The sequence below is a fragment of the Sphingomonas sp. PAMC 26617 genome, assembly GCF_000242835.1.
Taxonomy (GTDB): domain Bacteria; phylum Pseudomonadota; class Alphaproteobacteria; order Sphingomonadales; family Sphingomonadaceae; genus Sphingomonas.
This window is the reverse complement of the sequence record NZ_JH594425.1, coordinates 2,717,616-2,733,468: the sequence shown is the minus strand read 5'-3', so window position 1 is coordinate 2,733,468 and position 15,853 is coordinate 2,717,616. Positions and strand designations below refer to the sequence as shown.

Sequence of the window (15,853 nt, the reverse complement as noted above, 5' to 3'; positions counted from 1 at the left end):
TCACCATGGATCTCGGCATCAAGGACCGTATCGCGCTGATCAGCGGTGCGGATTCGGGCATGGGCAAGGAGACGGCAAAGCTGCTGCTCGAGGCGGGCGTCCGCGTCGCGATCACCGATCAAGCCGGCGGGACGCTCGACGAGGCGGTTGCCGAACTGTCGCCGCTCGGGGACGTCATCGCGGTCACCGGCGATGTGACCAGGATCGACGATGTCAGCGCGATCTGGGCGGAGGTTCGCGGGAAACTTGGCAACCCCGACATCTACGTCAATGCCGCCGGGGTCACCGGCGCGACCGGGGATTTCCTCGAGGTCGACGACGCCGGCTGGCAGCAGACGCTCGACATCAACCTGATGGGCGCGGTCCGCATGTGTCGCGAGGCGATCCCGGCGATGCGCGCGGGCGGCTGGGGTCGGATCGTGCTGTTCGCCTCGGAGGATGGGGTCCAGCCTTATATCGACGAACTCGCTTATTGTGCGTCCAAGGCCGGCATCCTCAGTCTCGCGAAGGGCCTGTCCAAGGCCTATGGCGGGGACAATGTGCTGGTCAACACCGTCTCCCCGGCGTTCATTGCGACCCCGATGACCGACACGATGATGCGCAAGCGTGCGGACGAACGCGGCGAGAGCTTCGACGCGGCGATCGCGAGCTTCCTCGACGAGGAACGGCCCGGGATGGTGCTCAAACGCCGCGGCCGGGCGGAGGAAGTGGCCGCCGCGGTCGCCTTCCTGTGTTCGGAACGGGCGAGCTTCATCAACGGCGCCGGGATCCGGGTCGACTCCGGCTCGGTCGCGACCATCGCGGGATGACGACGATGTCGCCGCGGTACCGGTGGTCCCGCGGCGAAATCGACAGGGACGAGGCGATCGTCGGCATTGCGGGAGTTTGCGCGGATCGTCTTATCCCCGTTGACGACCCCGTTCGAAACGTGGCATTGGCCCACCACGTCGCGCAGAGGGTGCCATCCGGACCCCGATGCCGACCCGATCAGCGGGTTGCCGTTGATAGGCGGGTGTAGCTCAATGGTAGAGCTTTTGCTTCCCAAGCAAGTGACGAGGGTTCGATTCCCTTCACCCGCTCCACATCTTCACTGAACATTTCCCAACTGCGCCCTGCTCGACGGAATCCGTTGCACGCCAGGCCGTGCCTGCGCCGTCGTCATTCGTAAGCCAGACGTCGTACCGATCACCGCGCCGCTAAGGCTGGTCATATTCCGCCGCCACGACGCTCGACAGACACCTGTCCGATGCGTGCGACGCGCCGCCGCAGTGTCCGCCACGCCCTCGGGATCAACTGCGCGCTCAAGCGTTACAGCGGTCTTCCCTTCGCGCTTCCCTCCCACGGAAAGACCAAAAGATGTCCGAACAGCCCGCCAGCCCCGTCCTGCAACCCGTCACGATCGGCGACCTGCAGTTGCAGAACCGCATCGTCATGGCACCCCTCACCCGCAGCCGCTCGAACGAGGCGGGGATCCCCCCGGCCTTCGCGGCGGATTATTATGCACAGCGGGCCGATGCCGGCCTGATCATCACCGAAGCGACGAACATCTCGTCGCAGGCCCGCGGCTATGCGATGACGCCCGGCATCTGGTCGGACGCGCAGGTCGCGGCGTGGACGCCGATCGTCGCGGCGGTCCATCGGCGTGGTGGCAAGATCTTCCTCCAGTTGTGGCATACCGGGCGTATCTCGCACCCCGACCTGCACGGCGGCGCGCTGCCCGTGGCACCGTCCGCGATCGCGGCGGAGGGGCAGGCCTTCACCAATGACGGGATGAAGGATTTCGTCACCCCGCGCGCGCTGGCGACCGACGAGATTCCCGCCATCGTCGAGGATTATCGCCACGCCGCCGAACAGGCGAAGGCGGCCGGGTTCGACGGCGTCGAGGTCCATGCCGCGAACAACTATCTGCTCGAGCAGTTCATCCGCGACAGCACCAACCAGCGCACCGACGATTATGGCGGTTCGATCGAGAACCGGCTGCGATTCCCGCTCGACGTGGTCCGTGCGGTGGTCGGGGTCTGGGGCGCGAACCGTGTCGGCATCCGCATCTCGCCGGCGACGACCGAGCCCGGGAAGACCCCGCTCGACAGCCAGGTCGGGCGCACGTTCGACACCTTCGTCGACGCCCTGTCCGGGATCGGGCTGCTCTACATCCACGATATCGAAGGCGTGACCCAGCAGACGCGCGACGTGCCCGATGGAATCGACTTCCACGAAATGCGCAAGCGCTTCTCGGGCGCCTATATCGCCAACAACCAGTACACGCTTCAGCTTGCCGAGAAGACGTTGGCGGACGGCGATGCGGACCTGTTCAGCTTCGGCCGCCCCTTCCTCGCCAACCCCGATCTCGTCGATCGGCTCCGGACCGGCGCCCCGCTTGCCGAGGCACCGAAGCAATATTGGTATGGCGGCGGCACCGTCGGCTATTCGGACTGGCCCGGCATGAACGGGCAGATCGAGCTTCCGTGATCTGAGGCGTGTTGTCGCCTGCGTATTCAATCAAGGAGATGTGACGTGCTGTTTCATACCATGGTGGGGTCGAACGACATCGATCGATCGAGGCGGTTCTACGACGCTTTGCTCGGCGCGCTCGGCGCCGGCGAAGCGACGCTGAACATCGCCGGCAGCGGGCATACCCGCTTGTTCTACCGCAATGCCGGCGGGACGAACTTCATCGTTTCCCAGCCGATCAACGACGAACCGGCAACCGTGGCGAACGGCAGCACCGTGGCGTTTTCCTGTGACTCCCCCGAACAGGTCGACCTGTTCCACAGGACCGCCGTCGCCAACGGCGGCATCTCGATCGAGGATGGTCCGGGTCCGCGCGAGTCGGCGATGGGAACCGTCCACCTCGCCTATGTCCGCGACCCGGACGGCAACAAGCTCTGCGGGATCCACATTCCCGCCCAGTAGCCGTTGCCGGGGTCGATGGGGCTCAGGTGGTGACTTCGACGCACTGGCGGAACGATCTGTATCGGTCCGCCAGTACTCCTTTGCCGATCCATTCCGCTGCCGAGACGCGCAAGAATGGCGTTGCTAGCGAGCAGGTGGACTGGAGCTGCCTTTGGGCATCCTCGCGACGAGCCGCCCCAACTCCCAGATCTCGCAGGCGCTGCTGAATTGATGTTGCCGCACGTGCGCAATCGCGGCCTCGTCACCATCGCCCACAAATTCGATCCGGCTGGTGATGTGCCCCTGATCATCCAGGCAATAGAGTTTGTACGCGGCCATGACGCTGGACCGTACAATGCTCGCCCGCGAATCCCCAGCGATCTTCTTGGGATTGCAACCGTTCTTCGGACGATCATCAATCCCGGTCGGGACCGCCCCCCTCAGAACCCCATCGCCGTAAGCCCCGGGTGATCGTCCGGCCGCCGACCGAGCGGCCAGAAGAAGGCGCGCTCATCGGCAGCGATGGGATGTTCGTTGATGCTGGCGATCCGGATCATCATCAGGCCGTCATCGTCGAACTGCCAGTTCTCGTTGCCATACGCCCGGAACCACTGCCCGCTGTCGTCGTGATATTCATAGGCGAAGCGCACCGCGATCCGGTCGCCGGCGTGCGCCCAGACTTGCTTGATCAGCCGATAGTCGAGCTCGCGTGCCCATTTCCGCGTGAGGAACGCTGCGATCTGCTCCCGGCCCGTGATGAATTCGGCGCGGTTCCGCCACTGGCTGTCGGGCGTATAGGCAAGCGCCACGCGCGCCGGATCGCGGCTGTTCCACGCGTCCTCCGCCAGCCGCGCCTTGTGCGCTGCGGTTTCGTCGGTGAACGGGGGGAGCGGCGGCCGGGTCATGCGCGGATCTTTCTGTGGCGTGCGGGCGGAACTGCGGTTCCGGCGGGATCTGCGATGTTTCCGGTCTTGCCGCAATGGGGATGGCACTTGGCGCGGACCAGTGCGTTGAGCTGTCATTACCGACCCGCCCTGCCCTTGCCCGATCGTCGCACCGCCTTTCCCATTGACGGCGCTGATCGCAGTGCCACATCTATCCCCGTTGCGCTGGCCGAACGCCGAATGATCGCCGCTCCCCTCGCTCAAGAAAAGACATGGATACCATGACCCGTCGTACTGCGATCGTAATCGGCTCGGGCATCGGCGGCATCGCCTGCGCGATCCGCCTGCAAAGCCTCGGCTTCGACACACGGATCGTCGAACAACTCGATGACGTCGGCGGTCGCGCCTATGTCCGCCGCGCGGAGGGGTTCACTTTCGACATGGGGCCGACCGTGCTGACCGTGCCGCATTTCATCGAGGAGCTGTTCTCGCTCGAGCGGGACGTCGCGATGCTGGCCGCCCCCGATTTCCCCGACGACGTGCTGGGCGACAACCAGCGGATCCTGTCGGGCACCAGCGGCGGCCCCAACACCAGCCGCTATCTCGAGATCGTCCCGGTCCTGCCGTTCTACCGCATCTATTTCGACGACGGCACCTTCTTCGATTACGACGCCGACCCGGTCAACGTCCGCGCGCAGATCGCGCGGCTCGCGCCCGAGGATCTCGACGGTTACGAGCGGTTCCACGAGGCGGCACGCGCGATCTTCCAGCGCGGCTTCCTCGAGCTCGGCTATACCTATTTCGGCAGCCTCGGCTCGATGGTCGGGGTCGTGCCCGACCTGCTCAAGCTCGGCGCGATCCAGCCGCTGTTCTCGCTGATCAGCAAGTATTTCAAGAGCGACAAGATGCGGCAGGTGTTCAGCTTCGAACCGCTGCTGATCGGCGGCAACCCGCTCAAGGTCCCCGCGATCTATGCGATGATCCACTTCGTCGAAAAGACCTGGGGCGTCCATTATGCGATCGGCGGCACGGGCGCACTCGTGAAGGCGATGGTCGTCAAGTTCGAGGAACTCGGCGGAACGGTGCAACTGAATGCCAAGGTCGACCGCATCGACGTCGAGAAGCGCGGCGGCAAGCGGACCGCGACCGGCGTGACGCTCGCCTCCGGCGAGACGCTCGCGGCGGATCTCGTCGTCTCCAACGGCGACTATGCCACCACCTATCTCAAACTGATCGACAAGGCGCACCGGCGGATCAACCGCGACTCGGTGGTCAAGTTCCGCAAGCAGAGCATGTCGCTGATGGTGATCTACTTCGGCTATGAAAAGCGCGATGGCGACCCCGACCTGCGCCACCACAACATCATCCTCGGCCCGCGGTACGAGGAATTGCTGACCGACATCTTCGAACGCAAGATCCTCGCCGAGGACTTCTCGCAATATCTGCACATCCCGACGCTGACCGACCCGAGCCTCGCCCCCCGGGGGCATCACGCGGCCTATACGCTGATCCCCGTGCCCAACACCCTCGGCAGGATCGACTGGGATACGGTCGGCGAAGGGTTTGCCGAGAAGGTGCTCAATTTCCTCGATGACCGCGGCTACATTCCCGGCCTGCGCGAGCGGCTGGTCTATCGCAGCTTCGTCACGCCCGATTATTTCGAGCAGACGCTCGGGTCCTACGCGGGCAACGGCTTCGGGGTCGAGCCGCGACTGACCCAGACCGCGTTCTTCCGCCCGCACAATCGCAGCGAGGATATCGCCAACCTCTATCTGGTCGGACAAGGCACGCAGCCGGGCGGCGGCACGCCCTCGGTGATGATGTCCGCCAAGATGACCGCGCGCGAGATTGCGCGCGACTATGCGGTCGATCGCGCGATCGTCGACGGGATGCCGCGCGCGCGGGTCGACGCCTAGGCGGGGCCGATCCGGTCGGCGAGCATCCGGCCGGACAGCCATGCGCTTTCGACCCTTGGCGCGAGCAGCCAGTCGCCGACCGCGCCGATCCGAAGCGCGGGGTCCCACAAGGCCCCGTCGCGGGCCGCCGCAACCTTGGCGTAGCGCCAGCGATGGCCGATCCGCAGGACCGTCGCGGGCAAGGGCTGCGTCGCTTCCGTCGCCAGCGCCGACAGCAAGGCATCGACAACGCCGTCCGCCGCGTCTTCCAGATGGTCGCGCGACCAGTGCGGCGTCGCCTGCACCACCCACGCCTCGCGCCCGCCGCGCCCCGGCTTGGCGCTGTTGCGCGCCGCCCAGCCGATGATGCCGCTGTCGCGAACGATGTCCCCGGCGATGGCAACGCGATCTTCGAACGCGACCATCGCGGTCCAGCATGGCGCGGACGGGCACGCCTGCGCGATCGCCGCCATCGCGGGATCGTGCGCGACGAGCAGCGGCCCCGCCTGCTCGGCCGGAGTCGCGACGATCACCGCGTCGAAGCGCGTGTCCGAAACCGGGTCCAGCAGCCACCCGCCATCGCCACGGCGGATCGCATCGACTTTCGCGCCCCAGGTAACATCGCGGTCATCGGTGATCGCCTTGACCAGCGCGTTCATGCCGGGGGTCCCGACCCAGGCGTCCTCCCCCGCCGCGGGCCAGGCGGCAACGATGCCCGCCGCAGCCCACTGCTCGACCTGCGCCCCGAACGCGGGGTCGCGCGCGGTGAAATATTGCGCGCCGTGATCGAACGAAACGTCGCCGTCCGGACCATCGACGCGCCGTGTCGCCATCCGCCCGCCCGCGCCGCGCCCCTTGTCGAACAGCGACACGGCATGGCCACGCGCCTGCAAGGCTTGTCCGCATGACGAGCCTGCGATGCCGGCACCGACGATGGCGATCTTCATTCGGTTTCCCGTCCATTTCCCAGTAGAGTTCACATGATGCGGCGCACGGTCCGGCGATCAGGGCAGCAACAGCTTACGGTCGCGGGTTGCTCCCGCCAAGCCGTACCCCGATCCACAACCGTCGCGGCGTCCCGATATCGATCGACCCGCCCGCGTTGCGCGTGATGACCGTCGTATCGGTGAGATTCTCCCCGCGCGCGATCACCGACCAGCGCCGCGCGACGGGCACCGTCACCACCCCGTCGAGCGTCGTCGCGGCCGGCAGCACGTCGGTCTGCAAATCGTCCTCGAACTGCCTGCCGACATACCGCCCGGTCAGCGACAATCCGAAGCCGCGCCGATCCTGCCAGCCAAGCGTCGCGCTTGCGGTATGCCGCGGACTTTGCGCCGGGATGAACCCGTCGAGTTGCGCCGAAGCGCCGGAGGCGCGGACCTTGCTGTCGCTGAACGCATAGGAGCCATCGAGCGACACCGCCCCCCGCCCCGCATGCGCGGTGACTTCCACCCCACGCGCGACGATCGCGTCGACATTCTGCCGCTGCCGCACATTGGGCGCGATCGTGACGTTGGCGATCGCCCCCTCGAGCCGATTGTAGAAAGCCGTAACGCCGAGCCGCACCCCGGCCACCGGCGTCACGTCGACCCCGCCCTCGACCCCGCGCAACCGCTCGAGCCCCAATGCGGCATTCGCCTGCGTCGTGATCGGGAAGACCACGAACGGGCGGTACAATTCGTTCAGCGTCGGCAGGCGGAACCCGGTGTACCCCGCCGCGCGCAACGCGACGGCGTCGCTCGCGTGGAACAGCGCACCCGCACGACCGGTCGCCTCGACCCCGTCGCGGTCGGCAAAGCGTCGATCGGTCGTAATGACACCAGCCGTCGTCCGCTCTCGGAAGAAGCCGTCGGTGATCGTCCAGCGATCGCCGCGCACCCCCGCCGTCAGCACCAGCCGCCCGAGCGTCCAGTCATCCTCGGCGAACAGCCCGGCGGTGCTTGTGTTGCCGCCAGCGGTGCGGCGTGTCGTCACCGCGCCGCTCGCGGCATAGGCGTCCTCGTACAGCGTCCCGTCGCCCAGCCGGACGTCCGCGCCGATCCGCAACACGTGATCCGGCCCGACCGGCGGGCGCAGCTCGATCTTGCCGCCGATTCCGGTCGCAGGCGTATTGCGCTGGTCGAGCGTCAATCTGGCGGTGGTCGCGCTGATCACGCGGTTGGAGAAGTTGCGTGCCTGGACATAGGCCAGCACGTCGAGCGCCCACGGCCCGCGATGGATCAGCCGGACGCTCGCATCCTCGCCCGACGAACTGCTGTCCGCGCCCGCGAAACGCAACGTACGATCGTCGCGGAACACGACCATCCGCGCCTGCACTTCGGTTTGCGCGTCGATCGGCACGACGCCGCGGATCTGCCCCGACCAGTCGCGATAGCGCGCGCGGACCGTCGCGGCGGTGCGCTGGTCGACCGGGGTCGTATAGAAGCCGTCGCCGCGCTCGAACCGGCCCGAGACGGTGAGATAGCCCGCGCCGACATCGGGCGAGACGCTCGCGCTGGTCTCGACCGCATTGTCGCTGCCGTAGAAGGCGCTCCCCGCCACGCGCGGCAGATCGACACGCGTCGCGCTCGCGAGTTCGACCGTGCCCGCGACCGCACCTGCGCCGAACGCCCCCGACCCGCCCCCGCGCGTGATCCGCACGCTCGACAGGCGATCCGCCGACAGCGCGTTGAACGGGATATAGCCGAAGAACGGGTCCGCGAGCGGCACCCCGTCGAGCAGCACGAGCGCGCGCGACGACGCATTGCCGCCGAGCGCGCGCAGCGTGACGCCCTGCGCGGACGGATTGGCCGAGCGGCTGTCGCTGCGGCGGAACTGCTGGAACCCCGCGACGTCGGACAGGACGTTCTCGACCCGGCCCGACGCATCGCCGGTCAGCCGCTCGCGGTCGATCGTGACCGAACCGTAGGCCGGAACCCCGGGCGGCAGCGGCAGCGGCGATCCGAGCACGACGATGTCGGGACCGGTGGTGTCGGCCGGAACCGGGCCGGGGACGGTCTGCGCGGACAGCGCGACCGGCACGCCGGCACCGGCGAGTGCAAGTTTCCATATTTTCACGGAGCTTAGGGTTTCTTGGCCTGCGGCACGCCACTGACCCAGAACACGCCGTCGGGCTTGAGCGTGATGACATATTGCCCACGATCGTCGCATTCCGCGATCCACACCGCCTCGCCGTTGATCGGCGCGTGCTTCTCGAACCGGACGATCTTCTGGCAGGTATAGCCGCCGTCGCGGATCGCGCGGAAGAAGGTGGTTTCCTGCAAGCCCTTCGGCAGCGCGTCGATCTTGGCTTCCATCGGATCGGGTTTGGTCGTGGCGGCGGTGGTCTTGCCCCCACTTGCGCCGGGGTCGCACGCCGACAGCGCGACGAGACCGGCGAGCATGGGCACGACGAACAGGGGGGATAGGCGCTTCATGGCATGTCTCCGGTCAGATACCGTCGGCAACGACGCTGCGCCCCGATTGCTCCAACGCCTGGGTAAGATCGGCGATACAGCGGTCTGCAAGCGCCGCCTCGGTCGCGCGGACGACGAAGTTGGCGCCGACCCGGCCATCGCGGAAGAACGGGTAACTGCCGATCGCCACGCCCTCGTGCGTCTTCTCGGCATTGCGCAGCAAGTCCGCGACCTCGCTCTCGGCGACCCAGCAGCCGATCGTCCGCGACAGCACCGGCAGACCGCCTTCGAGCGTGCCAGTCAGCGCGTCGAGCATCCCCGCGGTGATGTGCGGCACCCCCGCCATGATGAAGATGTTGCCGGCCTTGATCCCCGGCGCGCCCGACATGCGGTTTTCGATCAGGTCCGCGCCGGCCGGCACCCGCGCCATCCGCTTGCGCGCCTCGTTCAGCCCGCCACGGCTTGCGTAATACGCCTCGAGCACTTCGACCGCGTGCGGATGGAACTCGACCGGGACACCCAGCGCCGCGGCAATCGCGTCGACCGTGATGTCGTCATGCGTCGGGCCGATCCCGCCGGTGGTGAACAAATAATCGTTGCGTTCCCGCAGGATGTTGACCGCCTCGACGATCGCCTCGGTCTTGTCCGCGACGATCCGCACCTCGGCAAGACGAATCCCCTGCACGTTGAGCCACGCCGCGATTTGCGCGACATTCTTGTCCTGCGTGCGACCCGACAGGATCTCGTCGCCGATCACCGCGAGCGCGGCCGTCCAGATACGTTGCGTCATGGCTTCGGCATAGTCCCGCGCCGCCCTCTCGCAAAGCCCGCTTGGTGCCGCTATATCGATTGTCATGACCGATTATGTAACCGTAACCGCCGACGCGCCGATGGGCCGCACCGGCGCGATCAAGCTCCATGGCCGCGATGCGTTCGACGGGATGCTCGCCGCAGGACAACTCGCCGCCGAAACGCTCGACATGATCGTGCCGCACATGGTGCCCGGCATGGCCACCGCCGAGCTCGACGCCATGATCCGCCGCTTCATCACCGATCGCGGCGGCATCCCCGCGACGCTCGGCTATCGCGGCTATACGCATTCGAGCTGCATCTCGATCAACCACGTCGTCTGCCACGGCATCCCGAGCGAGAAGACGCTCAAGACCGGCGACATCGTCAACGTCGACGTGACGCCGATCCTCGACGGCTGGCACGGCGACAGCAGCCGGATGTATCTGGTCGGCGACGTGCCGATCAAGGCGAAGCGGCTGGTCGAGGTGACCTACGAATGCCTGATGATCGGGATCGAGCAGGCGAAGCCGGGCAACCATCTCGGCGATATCGGCCACGCGATCCAGCGGCATGCCGAGAAGCATCGCTACGGCGTGGTGCGTGATTTCTGCGGGCACGGGCTCGGGCGGCTGTTCCACGATGCGCCCGAGGTGGTCCATGCCGGGCGTCCCGGCACCGGGCCGGAACTCAAGCCGGGGATGATCTTCACGATCGAACCGATGATCAACACCGGCCGCGCGGACGTGAAGCTGCTCGACGACGGCTGGACCGCGGTGACGCGCGATCGCTCGCTCTCCGCTCAGTTCGAACATTCGATCGGGATCACCGAGGACGGCTGCGAGATCTTCACGCTCAGCCCGGGCGGGTTCGACAAGCCGCCGTATTGAGGGGTTGGGTAGCGCGCGCGCACCACTCCCAACGCACCACTACCACGCACGCACCCACCACCACCCCGGCGAAGGCCGGGGTCCAATCGTGGAGGTCGAGGTAACGTAGCGCAGCGCAGCGCAGCGCTGCCAACGCCTGTTGCGCTATTGGGCCCCGGCCTTCGCCGGGGTGGCGGAGTCGTTGGGGTGCGTTCCTTGGTGTGCGCCGCTTCATGGCAGCGCCACTGCCACAAAATCAGGCAACTCCCGACGTCTGCGCGCCAGTTAGGCACCACGCCGCCCGAAATTCTCACAAAACCACGCATTTCCGCCCCTCGCGTGGCTGGCATGGTTATTGTAAGGTGAACGACCATTCCGGGAGGCGTATCAGCGTGAAAAAGATCGAGGCGATCATCAAGCCGTTCAAGCTCGATGAGGTGAAGGAGGCGCTGCACGAGGTCGGAGTGAGCGGGATCACCGTGACCGAGGCCAAGGGCTTCGGCCGCCAGAAGGGCCATACCGAACTGTATCGCGGCGCCGAATATGTCGTCGATTTCCTCCCCAAGGTAAAACTCGAGGTCGTCGTCGAGGACGGTCTCGCGGACCGCGTGGTCGAGGCGATCGCCGCCGCCGCGCAGACCGGGCGGATCGGCGACGGCAAGATTTTCGTCATTCCGGTCGAGACCGTCCTGCGCATCCGCACGGGCGAACGCGACGAAGACGCGATCTGAGCGCAATGATCGGAATGCGGGTTTGACGCAGCGCAACATCTTGTGACAGCGTGAACATCCGGGCTTAACACGAGTCCCGCACCTGGTTGACCGGTACGGGCGAATTTTCAGTATCCAGAAAGGGCGTGGGGACATGGCAAAGACGGGCAACAGCGCGAACGACGTGCTGCAGATGATCAAGGACCAGGAGATCGAGTGGGTCGATCTGCGGTTCACCGATCCCAAGGGCAAGTGGCAGCATCTGACGATGGTCGCGGGAGTCGTCGGCGAGGACGAGCTGACCGACGGCTTCATGTTCGACGGATCGTCGATCGAGGGCTGGAAGGCGATCAACGAGTCCGACATGATCCTCATGCCGGATCTCGACGCGGTGTGGACCGACCCGTTCTCGGCGACGCCGATGCTGATCCTGGTGTGCGACATCGTCGAGCCGTCGACCGGCGAGCTCTACGCGCGCGATCCGCGCTCGACCGCGAAGCGCGCCGAGGCGTATCTCAAGACCACCGGCATCGGCGACACGATCTTCATCGGGCCGGAAGCCGAGTTCTTCATGTTCGACAACGTCCAGTTCGAGAACAGCTACGCGACCAGCTATTACAAGATCGACGACATCGAGCTGCCGACCAACACCGGCACCAGCTATGAGGGCGGCAACCTCGGCCACCGTCCGCGCGCCAAGGGCGGCTATTTCCCGGTCGCGCCGGTCGACAGCGCGGTCGACATCCGCGGCGAGATGGTCTCGACCATGCTCGAGATGGGCCTGCCGTGCGACAAGCACCACCACGAAGTCGCCGCCGGCCAGCATGAGCTGGGCCTGACCTTCGGCACGATGACGCTGACCGCGGATCGGATGCAGATCTACAAGTATGTCTGCCACAACGTCGCGCAGGCGTACGGCAAGACCGTCACCTTCATGCCCAAGCCGATCAAGGAAGATAACGGTTCGGGGATGCACACGCATCTGTCGATCTGGGACAAGGGCAACCCGCTGTTCGCCGGCAACGGCTATGCGGGCCTGTCGGAGACGTGCCTGTTCTTCATCGGCGGCATCATCAAGCATGCCAAGGCGGTCAACGCCTTCACCAACCCGACGACCAACAGCTACAAGCGGCTGGTCCCGGGCTATGAAGCGCCGGTGCTGCTCGCTTACTCGGCGCGCAACCGCTCGGCGTCGTGCCGCATCCCTTATGGCACCGGCCCCAAGGCGAAGCGCGTCGAAGTGCGCTTCCCCGATGCGATGGCGAACCCGTATCTCTGCTACGCCGCGCTGTTCATGGCGGGCATGGACGGGATCCAAAACCGCATCCACCCGGGCGAGGCGATGGACAAGAACCTGTACGACCTGCCCCCGGCAGAACTCGCACAGGTCCCGACCGTCTGCGGGTCGCTCCGCGAGGCGCTCGACTCGCTGGCGGCGGATCACGACTTCCTGCTCAAGGGCGACGTGTTCTCGAAGGACCAGATCGAATCGTACGTCGAGCTGAAGATGCATGACGTGCTGCGCTGGGAGATGACGCCTAGCCCGGTCGAGTTCGATATGTACTACAGCTACTGAGGCGCGGCCACGACCGCGCCGGTGGCGACGAGGCAAAGCCAAGTCGCCACAGGAGCTGTCGGCCGGCCTCGCCAAAGCGAGGACCGACGGCGTGGCTTTGCCACGACGGCACTTTTGGAAAGGGCGTCCGGAGCGATCCGGGCGCCCTTTTTGATCCACCACCCCGACCGTTCGTTTCGAGCGAAGTCGAGAAACCGGGCACAGCCCAGGTTTGTAGACTACGCTCGAAACGAACGGATGGAATGGGAGCGCGACCCAAACCAAACCAACCGCATTCCAAACCCCCGCAAAACCCCCTAAACCCCGCCGCATGATCCACGTCGCCGCGCTCTACCGTTTCGCCCGCTTCCCCGACCCGAAAGCGCTGCGCCAACCCCTGCTCGACCTGTGCGAAGCGCAGGGCATCAAGGGCACGCTGCTGCTCGCCCCCGAAGGCATCAACGGTACGATCGCGGGCAGCGACGCGGCGATCGCAGCGGTGCTCGCGCACATCCGCACCCTCCCCGATTGTGCGGCGATCACCGCCAAGCACAGCCACGCCGAAACCATGCCGTTCCACCGCATGAAGGTCCGCCTCAAGCGCGAGATCGTGACGATGGGCGAACCCGCGATCGATCCGATGGAGGGCACCGGCACCTATGTGAAGCCAGCCGACTGGAACGCGCTGATCGACGCGCCCGATACGGTCGTGATCGACACGCGCAACGCCTATGAGGTCAGGGTCGGCAGCTTCGCGGGTGCGGTCGACCCGCAGACCGACGCGTTCAGCGATTTCCCCGCCTGGGCGCGCGCGCACCGCGCCGAGTTGGACGGCAAGCGCATCGCGATGTTCTGCACCGGCGGAATCCGCTGCGAGAAGTCGACCGCGTTCCTCAAGGCCGAGGGTCTGACCGACGTCTTCCACCTCGAAGGCGGCATCCTGCAATATCTCGAGGACGTCCCGCCCGAGCAAAGCCGCTGGGAAGGCGAATGTTTCGTGTTCGACGAGCGCGTCGCGGTCGGGCACGGGCTCGCGCCGGGCACGCACGCGCTGTGCCGCGCCTGTCGGATGCCGGTCAGCCCGGCGGACCGCGCCTCGCCACTGTACGAGGAAGGCGTTGCCTGCCCAGCCTGTGCGGCCACGCGTGACGACACGCAGCGCGCCGCTTATGCCGAGCGCCACCGCCAGGTAAAACTCGCCGAACGCCGCGGCGAAACGCATGTCGGCGCGGCGGCACCCAAAGCATAGGTGTCCTTTTGCGCCGACCTGTTGCATCGCAGCACGAGTGTTTGACGACGACGAGGCCATGATGATTCTTTCCCGGGTGCGCGTATTGGCACTGGCGTCCACGGCAACGATGCTCGGTCTCGCGCAGCCGGCGACCGCGCAGCAGGTCGACATCGGCGCGCCCGCCCCGCCGCCCGCCGCCGACGCTCCCGTCGCGCAGCCCCCCGCCAACGACAGCCAGAAGCCCGCGACCGAACCCGCCGGCCCGTCCGGCCCGGATACGCCGGTCGAGACCGCAGCGCCCGCCAGGCGCCGCGTCCCCAATCACATGCAGCACCCGCGCAACATGCTGTTCTACCAGCCGATCGGCGACACGCAAAGCGATGCGCCGCCCGGGCTGTTCGCCGACTGGCGGCATGCGCGCACCTGGCTGGGCGATCGCGGCTTCGACGTGTCCGCACGCTATGCGTCGGAAAGCGGGTATAATTTCACCGGCGGCCAGCGAAAGAAACTGACCGAGACCGGGCAGGTCGATTTCGGCGCAAAGATCGACATGGCGAAGGTCGCCGGGATCGAGGGCGGTACGCTGCAGGCGACGATCACGTGGCGACGCGGGCGCAACCTTTCCGACGACGCCGGGCTCGGCACGTTGCAGCAGGTGCAGGAAGTCTATGGCCGCGGGCAGACCGTCCGCGTCACGCAATTATGGTATGAACAGAAGATCGGCGATGCGGTCGAACTCAAGCTCGGGCGGACCAATCCGGGCACGGATTTCGCGGCATTCTCGTGCCATTTCCAGAACCTGTCGTTCTGCGGCGCGCAGCCGGGCAATCTCGTCGGCGATTATTGGTATAACTGGCCGGTCAGCCAATGGGGCGGCCGGTTGCACGTCGACGTCGGCGGCGGGACGTATCTCCAGATCGGCGCCTATGAGGTCAATCCGCTCAACCTGAAGAACAATTTCTTCATTGCCCGGTGGCACGGCGCGACCGGCGCGCTGATCCCGGTCGAGGCGGGGTGGACTCGGCTCGGCGACACCGGCCATGTCGGATCGTACAAGCTCGGCGCGTGGTATTCGACCGCGAATGGCGACGACGTGCTGCTCGACATCAACCGCCGCCCGATCGTGGTGACCGGGCTCGCGCCCTTGCAGCGCTCGGGGCGGTACGGCGTCTATGCCAATGTCCAGCAGCAGCTTACCGGCACGTCCAAGGACGGCAAGGCGCTGACCGGGCTCGGCATCTTTGCCAACGTCACGCAGGCCGACCGCGCCACCAGCGTGACCGACAATCAGGCGACGCTCGGGATCTTCTACAAGGGGCTGCTCCCCGGGCTCGAGGGCGACGTGCTCGGGGTCGCGGTCGGGCGCACCAACGTCAACGGGCGCGCCGCCGATGCCGACCGGCTGGTCCCCGGCACGCCGGTACGCGATGCCGAATATGCCGCCGAGATCTATTACAGCCTGACGCCGGTTCCGTGGCTCGAGCTGCAACCCAACGTCCAGTGGATCCACCACCCCGGCGGCGTGCGCACGCGCGGCGATGTCGGCGTGCTGGGGCTTAAGGCGGCGGTGACGCTGTAGCGCGCAGCGCGGAATGGACCACAGCGTTCATGGACAAGAACGATGAACCGGCGC

Annotated in this window: 15 protein-coding genes and 1 tRNA gene; 10 read left to right on the top strand and 6 right to left on the bottom strand. The window is 66.5% G+C overall.

Annotated features, from left to right (window positions below):
- Positions 1–5 precede the first annotated feature (5 nt).
- The 4 genes from RH91_RS12110 to RH91_RS12095 all read left to right on the top strand — a co-directional run bounded on the left by RH91_RS12110 (position 6) and on the right by RH91_RS12095 (position 2,913).
- Positions 6–809 carry an SDR family NAD(P)-dependent oxidoreductase gene (locus RH91_RS12110; protein ID WP_010163034.1) on the top strand — a complete coding sequence of 268 codons (804 nt, stop codon included), beginning with the start codon at positions 6–8 and terminating at the stop codon, positions 807–809.
- 199 nt (positions 810–1,008) lie between these two features.
- A tRNA-Gly gene (locus RH91_RS12105) sits at positions 1,009–1,082 on the top strand.
- A gap of 274 nt (positions 1,083–1,356) precedes the next feature.
- Complete coding sequence (locus RH91_RS12100; RefSeq protein WP_010163033.1) at positions 1,357–2,469, top strand: alkene reductase; 1,113 nt, start codon at positions 1,357–1,359, stop codon at positions 2,467–2,469.
- Positions 2,470–2,529: 60 nt separating this feature from the next.
- Positions 2,530–2,913 carry a VOC family protein gene (locus tag RH91_RS12095; protein WP_010163032.1) on the top strand — a complete coding sequence of 128 codons (384 nt, stop codon included), beginning with the start codon at positions 2,530–2,532 and terminating at the stop codon, positions 2,911–2,913.
- 123 nt (positions 2,914–3,036) lie between these two features.
- Here the strand turns inward: RH91_RS12095 and RH91_RS12090 are convergent, their stop codons facing one another.
- Together RH91_RS12090 and RH91_RS12085 are read right to left on the bottom strand one after the other, a co-directional pair.
- On the bottom strand, positions 3,037–3,231 hold the full coding sequence (locus RH91_RS12090) for a hypothetical protein (protein WP_010163030.1): 195 nt from the start codon (positions 3,229–3,231) through the stop codon (positions 3,037–3,039).
- 101 nt (positions 3,232–3,332) lie between these two features.
- Positions 3,333–3,797, bottom strand: coding sequence for a nuclear transport factor 2 family protein (locus RH91_RS12085; RefSeq protein WP_010163029.1), 465 nt, complete (start codon positions 3,795–3,797; stop codon positions 3,333–3,335).
- 260 nt (positions 3,798–4,057) lie between these two features.
- Between RH91_RS12085 and crtI the strand changes: the two genes are divergently transcribed.
- The gene (gene crtI / locus RH91_RS12080) at positions 4,058–5,692 is read left to right on the top strand and encodes a phytoene desaturase family protein (protein ID WP_037479389.1); all 1,635 of its coding nucleotides are present in this window, start codon (positions 4,058–4,060) and stop codon (positions 5,690–5,692) included.
- On the opposite strand, the gene RH91_RS12075 is transcribed toward crtI, so the two are convergent.
- The 4 genes from RH91_RS12075 to RH91_RS12060 form a co-directional block, all read right to left on the bottom strand.
- Positions 5,689–6,618, bottom strand: a complete 930-nt coding sequence (locus RH91_RS12075; RefSeq protein ID WP_010163027.1) for an NAD(P)/FAD-dependent oxidoreductase — start codon at positions 6,616–6,618, stop codon at positions 5,689–5,691. The genes crtI and RH91_RS12075 overlap by 4 nt on opposite strands.
- A 73-nt stretch (positions 6,619–6,691) precedes the next feature.
- Positions 6,692–8,692 carry a TonB-dependent receptor plug domain-containing protein gene (locus RH91_RS12070; RefSeq protein WP_010163026.1) on the bottom strand — a complete coding sequence of 667 codons (2,001 nt, stop codon included), beginning with the start codon at positions 8,690–8,692 and terminating at the stop codon, positions 6,692–6,694.
- A 41-nt stretch (positions 8,693–8,733) separates the two neighbouring features.
- Entirely contained in the window at positions 8,734–9,087 is a 354-nt protein-coding gene (locus tag RH91_RS12065; RefSeq protein WP_232283491.1) for a hypothetical protein, read from the bottom strand.
- A gap of 13 nt (positions 9,088–9,100) precedes the next feature.
- Positions 9,101–9,856, bottom strand: coding sequence for a competence/damage-inducible protein A (locus RH91_RS12060; RefSeq protein ID WP_029623813.1), 756 nt, complete (start codon positions 9,854–9,856; stop codon positions 9,101–9,103).
- Positions 9,857–9,920: 64 nt separating this feature from the next.
- Here RH91_RS12060 and map point away from each other — a divergent pair, with 64 nt between their 5' ends.
- From map to RH91_RS12035, 5 genes are all read left to right on the top strand, one after another.
- On the top strand, positions 9,921–10,745 hold the full coding sequence (map, locus tag RH91_RS12055) for a type I methionyl aminopeptidase (protein ID WP_010163023.1): 825 nt from the start codon (positions 9,921–9,923) through the stop codon (positions 10,743–10,745).
- A gap of 371 nt (positions 10,746–11,116) precedes the next feature.
- Positions 11,117–11,455: a P-II family nitrogen regulator gene (locus tag RH91_RS12050; RefSeq protein ID WP_010163022.1), complete on the top strand. Its 339-nt coding sequence runs from the start codon at positions 11,117–11,119 to the stop codon at positions 11,453–11,455.
- Positions 11,456–11,588: 133 nt separating this feature from the next.
- Positions 11,589–13,010: a type I glutamate--ammonia ligase gene (gene glnA, locus RH91_RS12045; RefSeq protein ID WP_010163021.1), complete on the top strand. Its 1,422-nt coding sequence runs from the start codon at positions 11,589–11,591 to the stop codon at positions 13,008–13,010.
- Between the two features lie 310 nt (positions 13,011–13,320).
- Entirely contained in the window at positions 13,321–14,238 is a 918-nt protein-coding gene (gene trhO, locus RH91_RS12040) for an oxygen-dependent tRNA uridine(34) hydroxylase TrhO (protein ID WP_010163019.1), read from the top strand.
- Positions 14,239–14,296: 58 nt separating this feature from the next.
- Complete coding sequence (locus tag RH91_RS12035) at positions 14,297–15,799, top strand: carbohydrate porin (protein ID WP_232283490.1); 1,503 nt, start codon at positions 14,297–14,299, stop codon at positions 15,797–15,799.
- The last annotated feature ends 54 nt before the right edge of the window (positions 15,800–15,853 follow it).

What these genes read in the sequence shown, in the direction of transcription:
- RH91_RS12090 (WP_010163030.1), bottom strand. Translation starts at nt 3,231, where the DNA reads ATGGCCGCGTACAAACTCTATTGCCTGGATGATCAGGGGCACATCACC.
- map (WP_010163023.1), top strand. Translation starts at nt 9,921, where the DNA reads ATGACCGATTATGTAACCGTAACCGCCGACGCGCCGATGGGCCGCACC.
- RH91_RS12075 (WP_010163027.1), bottom strand. Translation starts at nt 6,618, where the DNA reads ATGAAGATCGCCATCGTCGGTGCCGGCATCGCAGGCTCGTCATGCGGA.
- crtI (WP_037479389.1), top strand. Translation starts at nt 4,058, where the DNA reads ATGACCCGTCGTACTGCGATCGTAATCGGCTCGGGCATCGGCGGCATC.
- RH91_RS12060 (WP_029623813.1), bottom strand. Translation starts at nt 9,856, where the DNA reads ATGACGCAACGTATCTGGACGGCCGCGCTCGCGGTGATCGGCGACGAG.
- RH91_RS12085 (WP_010163029.1), bottom strand. Translation starts at nt 3,797, where the DNA reads ATGACCCGGCCGCCGCTCCCCCCGTTCACCGACGAAACCGCAGCGCAC.
- RH91_RS12035 (WP_232283490.1), top strand. Translation starts at nt 14,297, where the DNA reads ATGATGATTCTTTCCCGGGTGCGCGTATTGGCACTGGCGTCCACGGCA.
- glnA (WP_010163021.1), top strand. Translation starts at nt 11,589, where the DNA reads ATGGCAAAGACGGGCAACAGCGCGAACGACGTGCTGCAGATGATCAAG.
- RH91_RS12110 (WP_010163034.1), top strand. Translation starts at nt 6, where the DNA reads ATGGATCTCGGCATCAAGGACCGTATCGCGCTGATCAGCGGTGCGGAT.
- RH91_RS12065 (WP_232283491.1), bottom strand. Translation starts at nt 9,087, where the DNA reads ATGAAGCGCCTATCCCCCCTGTTCGTCGTGCCCATGCTCGCCGGTCTC.
- RH91_RS12095 (WP_010163032.1), top strand. Translation starts at nt 2,530, where the DNA reads ATGGTGGGGTCGAACGACATCGATCGATCGAGGCGGTTCTACGACGCT.
- RH91_RS12100 (WP_010163033.1), top strand. Translation starts at nt 1,357, where the DNA reads ATGTCCGAACAGCCCGCCAGCCCCGTCCTGCAACCCGTCACGATCGGC.
- trhO (WP_010163019.1), top strand. Translation starts at nt 13,321, where the DNA reads ATGATCCACGTCGCCGCGCTCTACCGTTTCGCCCGCTTCCCCGACCCG.